Source organism: Bradyrhizobium sp. 26S5 (assembly GCF_036923295.1).
GTDB lineage: Bacteria > Pseudomonadota > Alphaproteobacteria > Rhizobiales > Xanthobacteraceae > Bradyrhizobium > Bradyrhizobium septentrionale.
On the sequence record NZ_CP145948.1, the window covers coordinates 9,216,778 to 9,229,142 of the forward strand.

Annotated in this window: 6 protein-coding genes; 3 read left to right on the forward strand and 3 right to left on the reverse strand. The window is 61.0% G+C overall.

The features are described 5' to 3' along the window. Nucleotides 1–195 precede the first annotated feature (195 nt). From V5279_RS43480 to V5279_RS43490, 3 genes are all read left to right on the forward strand, one after another. Nucleotides 196–1,980: a hypothetical protein gene (locus V5279_RS43480; protein WP_338693250.1), complete on the forward strand. Its 1,785-nt coding sequence runs from the start codon at nt 196–198 to the stop codon at nt 1,978–1,980. Next, on the forward strand, nt 1,980–2,741 hold the full coding sequence (locus V5279_RS43485) for a hypothetical protein (RefSeq protein WP_338693252.1): 762 nt from the start codon (nt 1,980–1,982) through the stop codon (nt 2,739–2,741). The genes V5279_RS43480 and V5279_RS43485 overlap by 1 nt, the downstream gene beginning before the upstream one ends. A gap of 118 nt (nt 2,742–2,859) precedes the next feature. Next, the gene (locus V5279_RS43490; protein WP_338693254.1) at nt 2,860–5,367 is read left to right on the forward strand and encodes a hypothetical protein; all 2,508 of its coding nucleotides are present in this window, start codon (nt 2,860–2,862) and stop codon (nt 5,365–5,367) included. Nucleotides 5,368–5,490: 123 nt separating this feature from the next. On the opposite strand, the gene V5279_RS43495 is transcribed toward V5279_RS43490, so the two are convergent. The 3 genes from V5279_RS43495 to V5279_RS43505 are packed head-to-tail and all read right to left on the reverse strand — an operon-like array spanning nt 5,491 to nt 12,005. Next, on the reverse strand, nt 5,491–7,035 hold the full coding sequence (locus tag V5279_RS43495; RefSeq protein WP_338693256.1) for a flavin monoamine oxidase family protein: 1,545 nt from the start codon (nt 7,033–7,035) through the stop codon (nt 5,491–5,493). 31 nt (nt 7,036–7,066) lie between these two features. Next, nucleotides 7,067–10,612: a hypothetical protein gene (locus V5279_RS43500; protein ID WP_338693258.1), complete on the reverse strand. Its 3,546-nt coding sequence runs from the start codon at nt 10,610–10,612 to the stop codon at nt 7,067–7,069. Further along, complete coding sequence (locus V5279_RS43505; RefSeq protein ID WP_338693260.1) at nt 10,605–12,005, reverse strand: hypothetical protein; 1,401 nt, start codon at nt 12,003–12,005, stop codon at nt 10,605–10,607. The genes V5279_RS43500 and V5279_RS43505 overlap by 8 nt, the downstream gene beginning before the upstream one ends. Between the last annotated feature and the right edge of the window lie 360 nt (nt 12,006–12,365).

The following is a 12,365-nucleotide window of genomic DNA, read 5'->3' on the forward strand; positions in this document are numbered from 1 at the left end:
CCCAGCAACCACCCCCTACGCATCGGGTTGCATTTCGTTCCGGCTTCAGAATATGCTTGCAACGCGCGCGCCGTTCAACCTAGAATTTCCAACCATTGATTATGACCTCCCTTTCTCCTCGTTTATATTTGCCAGCGCATATGGACCATTACCGAAAACGGCCGATTGGCTCCGCGGTCGAAAGGGTCACCCCTTATGGTTGACTCGATCGAAATCGCGCCGGAGATCGTCGAACTCATTCTGCGAACTTCACGTGTGAAGGGATGTAGCGAGGTCTACTCGCTCGCGCCGCGCGGACATCGAGTTGCCTTCTACTTCCAACAGCGTCGGGCGACGTTGCTCGCGGCCGCCATCACAAACCGCATCGGACGCGACGCTCTGAAGACCCGCAAAATCTGCATAATCGGCGGGGGAGCCTCGGGCCTCACGTTCCTTCTTGCCATAAGCAACGAGGGAGCAGAGAACGTGTCGTTGTACGAAGCCGGGAAAAAAATCGTCACGAGAGGGGCTCGCGCAAAACACAGGCTCGTACATCCGAACTACAACCGATGGCCCCTGCTCGGATCCATGGACGTCTTCACCAGCCTCCCTGTTTTGAACTGGTACGCCGAATCGGCCGAGCATGTCGTCAAACAACTTCAAGAGCGCATAGCGACGGATTACGACGATCTGATATCGAACAGCGTAAAGACGAAACACAAGGCAAAACGAGTCACTCAAGGCGACGCCTCTCTTGCACATCGACTGAATGTAACCTTCGACGTCGAAGGAAGCGAGGTCCGGGAAGATTTCCAGATCGTCGTGATTGCCGCCGGCTTCGGGGACGAGAACGGCATGGCCTGGGGTTTCAAGGATTATTGGACGAAAGAAGAGGACTTCGACGAGGACACTCACTCGCGCCCTTGCACCGTATACGGAGTCGGCGACGGCGCGCTCATCGACATCGTCCGCTGCTGCGCCAAAAAGCCCGACGACGCCTGGCGGATTCCCTTGGGAACGATCGCTAGGCTCCGACCGCAGCACGCGACCACCCTATTCCGGGACAATCGCGAGGTCAAAGTCAGACCACCGATATTCGAGCCCATGGAAAAGAAGATACAGGCTCATGAAGAAAGCATCCGCAGCGTCGCCTGGGCGATGTCGCGAAGCAGCGAAAAGACTTCCAACTCCTACGCGGAAGATGAAGAGAGCTTCTATCTCAGCTGCGTCTCCGACCTGCAAAGGGACAAGCGTACGCTCATCCGTTTTCTGGACGACAGTTTCAAGCCGATCGCGCCGGACCATCTCAAACCGGTCCTGGTCGGTACGCTTCAGAGCGCCTTCGAGCCGACCTCGGCGCCGATCAACAAGCTGCTGCTGGCCTATCTCATAGCCGCCAAGAGAATCATCTATTCCCCTCGAGACAGAGCTCAGCAGAGTTCCGAACTCGACCTATGGAAATCTGAAGATCCGACCGTTAAGCGGGAGAAGATCACTATCTGCAGATTCGGGGCCGCCAAGAACTTTCCCGCAAAGAAGCCCGGGAAAGGGCGCAAAACGAAGAGCAAGGCCGCATTTCCGGCGAAGGGCATCGAAGTAGCGATCGGTCCGAAGATTATCTTCGCCGAGACGGATACCGAAGCCAATCTGATCGACGCCCTCTCGGGGGTCACCGGCGGCGAGTATGTTCTCTTCGACGCGATGCCACATCGTCTAACTTTGGCTCGCTACGGAGAAGATAAAGACGAAGTCACCCGCGACACCATGGAGAAGAACAAACCTATTCTCATGAGTTTCGCGCGAGACAACCTTGATGCCGAAACCGTAACATTCCATCCGCGCAGCGACAAACAAAGCGCCAAGTGGGTCATCTTCACCGCCCTCACCGACGAGGAGGTCAGACAACGGCTCTTGCCCCTCGGAGGATTGGACGGCAACTTCTTCGGTGCTCCGATCGTCCTCAATTCGCCAGCTTTGCGAGACAAAGGAACGAGCTTCTGATGCTCAATTCGACGTCCCTACTGAAGATCAACGACGCAAACCATTCGGTTCGGCTTTCCTATGTCTTCGAGGACTACGGAGGGGCGAGAAAGGGGTTGACGACGGCTCAACTCGTCTCGACAAAAGACCCACTGTCGTTCAGCGCCGGCTGGCCGCTTCGTGAACGACGAAAAGTCTTCGTCCAAGAGGCCGATGTCGGCATACTGGACGCTTATCGCGATCTTGGCACGGACGATCTCGAAAGCCCGGACGTCCTGTGTGGGGGCGCACTCACGTGCGCCTTCACCGTGTCCGACAACGTAAGGGTCGATGCATCGGTCGGTTCACCGAACGTGCAGGTCGTGGAATGGGACGACTGTGCGGGACAGACTGCGTACGTCCTGGGAGAAGGCGCCGTGGGAACGCTGCTCGACGAGCTCACTCACCTGCGATGGGGCGGTCGAAACATCTACCCTTTGATCCAACTTCGGCGTTTTGATCAGGACATGCGCGAAAACCGTTCGATCCGCAACGGCGCCATGGTAACCACGGCCAACTCCTCACTCGTCGGCGTCATAGTCGCGATCTACGGCGAAGGGACGCGTTACGCCGTTGCTCCCATCACGGATATCCTGGATTGGCATCACTTTCGATTGCCTCAGGCTCCCGATGAGCTGGTCTCGCCGCCCGAAGAACCGACGACCAAACCGTCGACCTGGCGCTTCAAACAGAAGCTAGATCCCAAACTGGCGAACCTCATAGCCGCGGAAGAGCCCGGCTGAGATGGAGTATACCCCTCGACCGCGGCCTTCCGGAACGAACGAGCTAAAAGCAGAACTCGTTCGAAACGCCGCGTTCGTCGCCCACGAGGGGCGCAAGGCAAAGGAGCTCTCGAATTGGTTGGGCGCAGACAACAAGCGCCGCGTCCTATACGTCTTCGACACCGACGTGATCGTGGCGCATTGCGCTCCCTGGCGAAGCGGCCCCGCCGATGACGTCTTTCTTGGGCGAGGATACGGACAGGTTCTTCCACAAAAGCCCTACGAAAGCTACCCGCCCGGACGACGGCAAGCGGCTTTGTTCGAAGAGCGCCGCCGTGCCGAAGCAGTGTGCTGGTTGTTGGCCGACAAGGCTCTGCGCAACGCCCTTGAGCATCAACCGATATTGCAGATGGGTCCGCATTTCGCCGAGACGCTACGCGTCTACGAGGCCGTTAAATTGGACGCGAAGTCCGAACCTGCCTACGTACGCTCGACGGCCGAGGCGCGGCAGGATCACATCCTGAATCAGACTCTGCAGTTCATAAGAATCAACGTGCAATCCGAGAAATGGCCATTGGAAATCAATCCGGGCCATTTTTTGAGCAACGTTCTAAGCCGAATGCAGGTTCGCGACCTTCAAAGGACGAGCCCGTTCGTCAGAGAGTGGGACGGCTTTCTGGATCTGGTCCGGCGCGGAGGAGGAATCTTCGAACTGACGGAATTCCGTCCCAGGGACGCCTCCATGACGGAGCACCAAGCGGAAGCATGGACAAAGATCTGCTCGAGACTTAAGCGGCAGCGTAACTCGCCTGAATGGAACAACCTGTACCCCGTCTTTCAGGCTATCGTTGCGCCAGACCGATATCAGCGCTCCCGCGATAGATTGGAGGTGGATACTGAAACGCTCACGGACCTCGCTCTCGCAAACAAGTGGCTGTCGGAGACCGAGGACTCGCTGCGCATCGTATTCGTTACCGGCGACCGGAAAATGGTACTTGCTCTCGCGGCCGCCCGGGACATCTTGCGAGGCTCGGAGGGCGAAATGGCATCCCGCTTCGCCTTCGACCACGTCCATCATCTCTGGTCGCTCGTCGACAGCATCGGTGCGGATATCACTCTCCCATCCCGCAACGGCGGTCGCCGCTCGGAGCTGTTCTCGGGCTTCCTCGCATTCGACGAAAACGAACAGTCCGCGGCGGAGGTCGATCGCCTGGCCAGATACGCGATCAGAGCGGAGCCTGCGCTGACCTTTCGCTTGCTTCATCAAGACATCGAGCAAGCGTACGCCCGGTGGGACGATTTTTCCGAGGGCGCAGCCAATCTGCACCGCTATTTCCTGAGCGGTAACACGGAGGAAATATCCGAGATTCTCATCGAGAAGCTGAAGTTCGGCGACCCCAACTGGAACCTGGAGAAGCTTCGGGCAGTCGTGCAGGAGACGATGGCCAGGGCTCGCGACCGATCCAACGTGGAGTTTTCGGGCATCGGCGCGAATTCGATATTGGACGCGCACAGGCACGGAGTCCGAAATCCTCCCGATCTGATGTTCGACAGCCTGAAGGTGACTCATAGGATCTTCAAGGATCTCGCGCTTCCTAGACGGATCTTTCTCGATGCCGACGATTTCGCTCGTCGGTTCGAGCGCATCGTTGACGACTGCTACCAGCCTCCGCTCGGCAGCACCGTCGACGACGATCACCGGCAGGAATGCTATCTGAAGTATCTCGTGCTGGGCGCGCTCTTCGCCAGCGCGAATCGCTGGCTAGTGGCCGAGCAACACGCCGAGAGCGCAGCGAGGATCATAGAACGAGCAAAGGATCTAAGGGATCCGATACGTACGCGCTCGCCGCGAGACGAACTTCGATCCCACATGAGCGGACGCGAGGCTTACTATCTTCTGGCCGTGTCCACCCGCGTACGAGCCCGGGACGAACGGGGCTTCGACGAGTCCGAGCGGTGGTTGCGCGAGGCGCGGATCCGCCTGCAGGAAGACAGAAAAGAGCGAACCGGCCAGGGCGTACCCTACATCCGCTTCGATTGCGAGGCTCTCGCTCTCTCGCTTTCGCGTTACTATCACGCGCGATCGCAGTCGGGCGAGCCTCGAGCCGATCGCTTCGCGGACGCCGTCTTTCGTCAAGCACGGGCGGTGCTGAACGAAAGGGAGGCGATGGCTCGACGCAACGCAAGCACCGACGTACCGCCCGGCGACAAGCTCGACAACCTTCCGGCAAGCACGCGAGCGAGTATCGCGACGAATATCCTGCAGGTCGCGGCGATCACCTGCTTCCGCGATCGCAAGGAATATTGCGGCAACGAAACATCCCCCGTCGGAAGAGCGCTGATTTCCGACGAGTTGGGTACTCTAATCGACAGCACGAGTCTTTTAGCGGAACTCGAGCGGGTCTCCGTCGAAGAAGCGACCGGGCCGGCAACCGCCAGCGCGGAAATCATTTGTTCGCCGCTGATGATGCGCTACGCGGTCGTAGCGGCCATGATGATCGGCGACTCCCGCATCTGGCGTCCGCAAAACTTGCAGGAAGTCGATGAACTGTTCCAAAGCCGGGAAATCGTGGTGACGTCCTACGATCGCTGGCGGTTCGACATGCTACGAAACCTGGCGAGGGAATTGCTGTCGCAAGGTGGATAGCGTCGACGAAGGTCGACGGTCCGCCCCGGGCGACACTTGCTGGAACCGACATCCTTAGCGGCTGCAAGACCGCAGACGGCTACTTGCTTCCCGAGTAGGACGCTGCGAAAGTCCGACGCCCGATCAAACGAGGCCCTCGTTGCGGACGACGGCGGACGCCGCAGCCAATCCCGACTGTAGTGCGCCCTCCATGTAGCCGAAGAACGGAAGACAGCAGTGTTCACCCGCGAACACGAGTCGCTCGTTGAAGGGACGATTCAGGAATGGCCCGATCCGCGTGACTTCGCCGGGAGCCGGACAGGAATAGCCGGCCTTCGTCCATTGTTCGTCGGGCCAGGAGACGAACTTGGGGTCGCCGACCACATTGCCCGAGTATCCCGCGAAGAGCTTGTCCAATTCGCCGGCGTAGTATGCATTCAGTCGGCGCTCGTCGGACTTCTCCAGCAGTTCGATCGCGGCTTGCGCGGCATGCCCGCCCGCGAACAGACTGAGCTCCACGGTCTGATCAGCCAGTTGAATCTGGTTGTCCGTCCCGTCCCATGTCAATCCGATCGTCTCCGAGGTGCCGTTCGGAGATAGGCCGGCGCCGAACCAGAAGCGGCTTTTGAGTTCGCTCAGATACTTGATGGCGACGCCCATCGAGACGCGAAATTCGGGCGAAATGGGTGGATCGATCCTTATCTCTCCGGGAGAAGACGCATTCGGCCACAGGCTCGGCGGAATCGCGAGCACGACGTAGTCGAAGTCTGTTTCCCCGCCGACGGCGGACGTGAGGACGACCTTGTCCGCGCGGATGTCCACCAGCGAAATCGGCGTTTCAGTCGCAACCTTGCCGCCGGCCGCGACGATGCTCTCGGCCAATTTGATCGCAAGCGTCTGATTGCCCTGTTCGCACTTCACCGTTTCCGATTGGGTGAAGTAGTCGTCCGGCTTGCCGTGAAGTCCACCTCCGCGAATCGCCGCCAGATTGGCCAACAAGCTCTGCCGGTCGGTGGGCGCGCCGTTCGTATTGGCGAACTGAGCTTCCAGCGCCCGCTTCGCCAAATCGCTGCAATCCTGCCTTTTGATCCAGGCCGCCAAGCTCGTGTTATCGAGGTGGTGCGCGTTGGGCGCCTCCCAGCATTTGTAGGGATCCGACAGCTTCCTCGCTTCCGCGCAGATATTCGCGATCGCCGGCTCCATCTCGTCGTAGACTTGCTTCGTCTCCCTGGGCGACAGCAGCCTCCCGTCCAGCGACAACGGCATCTCCATATCCATCGACGTGAAGGCGTCCTCGGTCGTGAGCACCGTCAACCCCAGATCGAACTGCTTCGCGAGCATCAACCAGGTGGGATGGTTGTATCCGATCAATTCGGCGCCGGCTTCGATCGCGCGGTGCGTCGAAGCATGGAATTGGGTCCAAACTCTACCGCCCACGCGATCGCGCGCCTCGAAGACGTGAACCTCGCATGTCCGCGAAAGGTTATGACCGGCCATGAGGCCGGCGAGGCCCGCGCCGACGACGGCAACGCGCGTCTTCTTTTCCGCCCTTGCCGGGGCAAACATGATGTCCGCGTCGAATCGCTGGGAGAAGTTGGCGATACGGTTCTGGAGATCGCGCTGTCGTTGGAAGGCCGGCTGCTTGGTGCCGAACCGCTGGTCCAGACGCGCGTAGAGAGAACGAACCATGACGAGACCTCAGAAAACTCCGAATCAAGCGCTAGGGGACCGGATCAATTCGACGACGAGGATGGAACGCGGGCGCAGCCTCGATCGAGACGTCCGGACGGAGCGCGCGCAAGGATTCCAATCCGGCAGTCGAGAGTTCGTCGCCAAGCCGCAAGGCACGCAGCCTCGACATACCAGCCAGCGTGGGGACCGATTCATCGTTTATGCCCGTGTCTACCAGCGAAAGGTCACGGATCGGAACTCCCTCCAAACGGCGGAGCGTGGTGTTGTCGACTTGGTCGCCATAAAGGTACAGTTCCAGGAGCCGCGGATGGCGAGCGAGAGCGCCCGCGCTCGAGGCATCGACCTGGCTCGCATCCACCGCGAGCGATTGCAGATTTCTCGCATGCTCGACCAGCCCGGTGATGCCTATCGAAGTGACGCCCGTAAAAGGCAGATCTAAACAGTGAAGACGGGGCAATCGCCCCAGAGCGGCGATCGCCCGATCGTCCACCCGCGTGTGACGCAGTTCCAACGTGTGGATGAACTTGCCGTCGATGCCGTTCACGGCTTCTCCGACCGGATTGCCACTTATGTAAAGAGCCTCGATGCCCGCCGTCTTGAGTAGTCCGGAGAGTGCAGCGTCGTCCAGCTGCGCGTTTTCGGCCCGGAAATCCCGCAACGCCGGGAAACTTCCTTCGAAGCGCGCGCCGACCACGTCGCCGTCGATCGCGATCGAGTTCAGGGACGGCCCGGCCGCGAGTCTGCGCGCCGACGATTCATCGAGCCGACCGCGGCACCAAAGGGTACGCAGCCGTTCGGGAACGATTCCTTCCACTTCGGCCGGCGCCTCGAGATCGACGAGAGCAGCGATCTGCGACAGGCCGTCCCATTTGTCGACGGTGAGCTTCAGATCCCTTAGGTCGGGTGAAGCCGCCAACCGCCTCAACGCGTCGCCGTCGGTCGGCAGCCCCCGTAGATCGAGTTCGGCAACGCGGCAGGCCGCCAGCCGGCGGACGCCCGCCACGGAGATCCTCGTTCGCGCGACGTTCAGGCGGTCCAAGAACCGCACGGCGGTGATGGCGCTCGCCGTTTCGTCGGCGACCGTAGTTCGGGAAAGGTCGACATCCCTCAGCGCCCCGAGGCGCCTCACCACGTTTCCGAAGCCGTCGTCCACGGCCGTCCCCGCCAGATCCAATCTGACGATGCGTTCGTTCAGGCTACCCCCGAAGCAAGCCGTCGAAATCCGCGTTTCCGCGAGCGAGATGCTTGCTATCGCACCGGAGATCAAGGCCTTCGCGCCGACATCGGTGAGCAGCGTGCGATCGAGCTCGACTCTGCGCAACGTGGGCGAGCGCGCCAACCTGAGGGCGGTCGCATCGGAAATCTCGGTCTCGCCGAGATCGACCCGTTCCACCCGATCCCAGAGATCCGATCCGGCCGCTGCGGCGTCCGAGATCTTCGTTCCGCGGAGACCGATGCTGCGGAGCGCGGTAAAGGTTTCCAGACTTCTCAAGAGACCCGCGCCGATGCGTGGCGCGCCGAATCGGTGGCCGAGCCGAGCCGGCGCGAGGCCGACCGATATCTCTTGGATCGAAGGACGCGCATGCGCGATGGTCGCCACGTCGGCATCGTCGATGTCACATCCTGCGAGATCGAGGCTGGTGAGCCTGGCCAAGCTGCCGATCAACCTCGCGAGCGTCGCCCCGTCGAGCGTGATGCCGTCGACGGCAAGGCTACGCAGCTCCGGCAGTTCCGCCAACGACGCAGAGTCCTGCGCGGTCAACGCATCGACCGGAAAATGTTCTCCGGACAGGTCGAGAGATTCGATGGCTGCGCCACTGAGGCCGTCCGCCGCCGCGGCCATCATGGCTGTCGTGCGCCAAGCCGCATCGATCAGCACTTCTCGTCCGCCGACGCTACGTCTCGTCGTCACTCCGTCATGCGGCGCGATGCTGGCGCGCGCGGCGTCAAAGCTTACCGACAGCGTGTTGGCGACATGCCTTTCCAACGCGATGGCGCGAAGTTCGGAGGCCGAAGCGACGACAGGCGGGGCGGCAAGCGCCCGGATGAGGCTGAGAGAAGGTGCGAACAGATAGGCCCCTCCGGTCGGGGTAACCCATGTGGAGGGTACGGTCACCTCGCGCCCCGGTGCCGGAGAGGGAGACTTATATAGCGTAGCCGTCTTCGCGAGATAGACGCCCGTTTCCGGATCGACCCTTTGCCCGACAAGGAGGTCGAAACCGCCAGGGCCCGGACCCTTCTCGGTGTTCATCCAGTCGCGATTGAGTTGATCGAAGCCCAAGGAGATAGAGCGCTGATACGCCAGAAAAAGCAGCCCGCGCTGCTTGCCGTTGTCTGCGTTGCCGGGATTCGCCCGATCGTACCGCGGACCGAAAGGAAAGCCGCGCCGAAGCATCTGAAAGCTGCGCGTCCGCGCCGCATCGCCCTTATCGGTCGGCAGGTCCCTGGGATTGACCTTTCTGATGTGCGCAAACGCCGGACAGTTCAGCCCGCGCACGGGAGCCGCATCGGCGACCGCGCCGTCGACGTGCCCGTCCACGAGGTCCAGATCGGGCGAGGCGATGCCGAAATCGAAATAGTTGGCGGCGAGGGGTGGGTCACCGGATCCCGGGTCGTGCGCATGGCGCATCAGAGCCGCCCCGGACCGCCAGCGTCCGATGATCATCGCACGCAAGGACTCGGCGGCAACGGGCGTACCGGCGGCGGAAAGGGACTGTGAAAGTCGTTGAGTTTCCTCGTCGAACGCGCGCACGTCCTGCGCCAGGCGTCGAAACACCAGAAAGGCACCATTCTTGTATTTCGCCGGGGCCGGATCGACTTCGGTTTCGCCCGTGGGCGCGCCGACGAAGAATTGGCCTGGCCAGACCAGCACCTGACCCGGCCTGCCGAACTCCAGACCGTCCCGTGGAGGGACGCCGTAGCGGGTCGTCAAGAGACGTTCTTCGTCCCTGATTCTGACCACCCCACGGACGCCTACCTCGGAAATACCGTCTGCAAATCCGAAATGCTCCGAGTCGTTATCCAACCGAACGCCCGAATCCCGACGGATCTCGACGAGGCCCGCTGCCTCGACGCTTCTCAGCAGATCCTCGCCTCCCGCAGCATCCCAGTCATCGAAACCGAGAATAAGCAGCAAGTCGAGGGGATCCGATGGCCGGCCGATCACCCAATTGGCCGGGCAAGCTGGATTCGGGTTGCCGTGCGCATCGGTCACCTTCCACGGATCGCCGGTCCTGATGGGCCGCATTCCGACATCGAAAGCCTCGTCGAGCGCTCGAACGGCCTTCTCACCCAGCCGGTCCAACGCGCTCGCGCCCAAGGCGAGGTTGGTCCATAACTCGGGCATCTGAGGAGCCGGACCGCCGGCAATAAAGGCGTTCTTTCGTCCATCACGGTGGTCCAGGACGGGCGGCAGCGGGGTCACGCGCGGCGCGAGAACCGCCAATGCGGCTCGCAACTCATGCTCGGAGGGCGCGCGGTAGCCGACGAGCATGCGACCCTGACGTTGAAATCCCGGGAAGATGTTGCCCTGGATATCGTCGCCATCGAGCAGCGGATTCCTCGGGTCAGCCATCGCGCGTCATGGACTTACGGACGACGCCGCCAGCGAAGGAGGAAACGTGGAGAGCTTCCACGGCCGCGAGCGGCGCCCCTTGCGGCGCAGGGTAGAGGCCGGGATACGCTTCATCGATATCGAACGGTGGGTTTCCGACGGGCCCTTGCGCCCTGCAAGTCTGGTCCGCGCTGAAGCCCGGCAAGATGTTTACATTCGTCAGATCGGACACGTCCGTGCCGACAGGGACACATGCGCGAAGGAACGGCGGGTGAAGCGGCGACATCGGGGCACCAAGGTCGGCCGTCGCGGCGTATACGATCATCTGGATGTGTCGGGCAATCTGACCGCCGCTCGTGAGTTTCTTGCCGTCGACGAAGACATCTTCCAAGGTGCGAGCGTCGCCGGCCGGCGGCTCAAAGACGGCCATGAGGCCGTGCCCCTTGGCGCCGCGGACGAAGTTGAACCATCCGTTCAGCGGCTGATCGTCCTTGTCGGCTATGCTGTTTGGCGCGATCAAGTCGTCCATATAAAGTCCGACGGGATTGGCCAATGTAATCGAAAGCGGTTTATTGGACCCCGCCGGCACGGCGGTGATGTTCACCCCGTGTCCGATATTGGGGTCGCTGCTTCGATTTACGCTGCCGTAGCCGGAGGAGGCGATCAGGCGCCTCGAATCCGAGATCCTGGCGCCGGTCCCATCGCGACGAAGCACGGTTGCGCGCGCCGCGAGATTGATCTCCGCACCCAAGGTATTGGCGTAGTGAGTGAGATGCATCACTCCCTTATCGGTGTTCCACACGTTGAAGGGATCGTACGAACCGGCCTTCAGCACGCCTATGCCATCATATCGCATGTCCCGCTGAAGCCTCAGGTCGTCCTTCTTCACGTCGGGCGACACCCAGTGCTGATAGAGCTCGACTACCTTGTCGAAATCGTATGCAGCCAGTTTGATCCAGTATTCCGGGCCTTCCGCCGTGAAGACGATACGCGGACCGAGCGGACCGTCCTTGTAGAAATGCCATTCGCAGTATTCGTCCTGACGGCGATACTTGGGAGTCACCAACGGGGCGCCCTCGGGCGTGTAGGTATCGTCGGAGATCGCGTCCAACTCGTCGACCCAAGCGAGGCCCGCGTCCGGATTCTGTCGGTATTTGCGGCTTACCGCCAAGGGAAAACCGTTCCAAGGGACTCCCGCGGTGTCGCTCGATTGATGGTCGACTTCACAGAAGAAGAGCGGGTGCGGTACCGGGTGGTCTCGCCTTCCGTCTTTACCCTTGGGCGGATGCACGACTCCTTGAATCTCATCGCGTACGCGACCTTCGATCCAATTGTGCCAATCGTCGAGGAAATCCTTTTGGTTTTTGCGACCAGCAAGATCGTCGATATCGCCGGGTGGGCGGTACCTGAACATCGCAGCCTCCTCCGAAATTCTCCTTCGCCCAACTGAAAGATAATCTAAGGGTGCTGTCAATGGCTTCCGCAACCATATCGTGGCGCCGCGGCCGCTCGCTACGGTCGTCGTTGGGCGCCGCCCTCGCACAACTGCCGCCGTCATGGCGCACTCGCCCGAGAACGCGACCAACGACGACATCAAGGCCGTCGACGCGACGCACCCGGGTAGGATCTCACGCGACACCGACGTCGCTGCTCAAGCGGCAAGGGAAAGATGAAAGGCTCCGATGTCGGACGAACCTGACAACACTCTAACCTGAGTGCGCCGCTTTCATCAACGGGCGCCCAAATCCTCGAGACGTCATGAGTCATGCGCGAT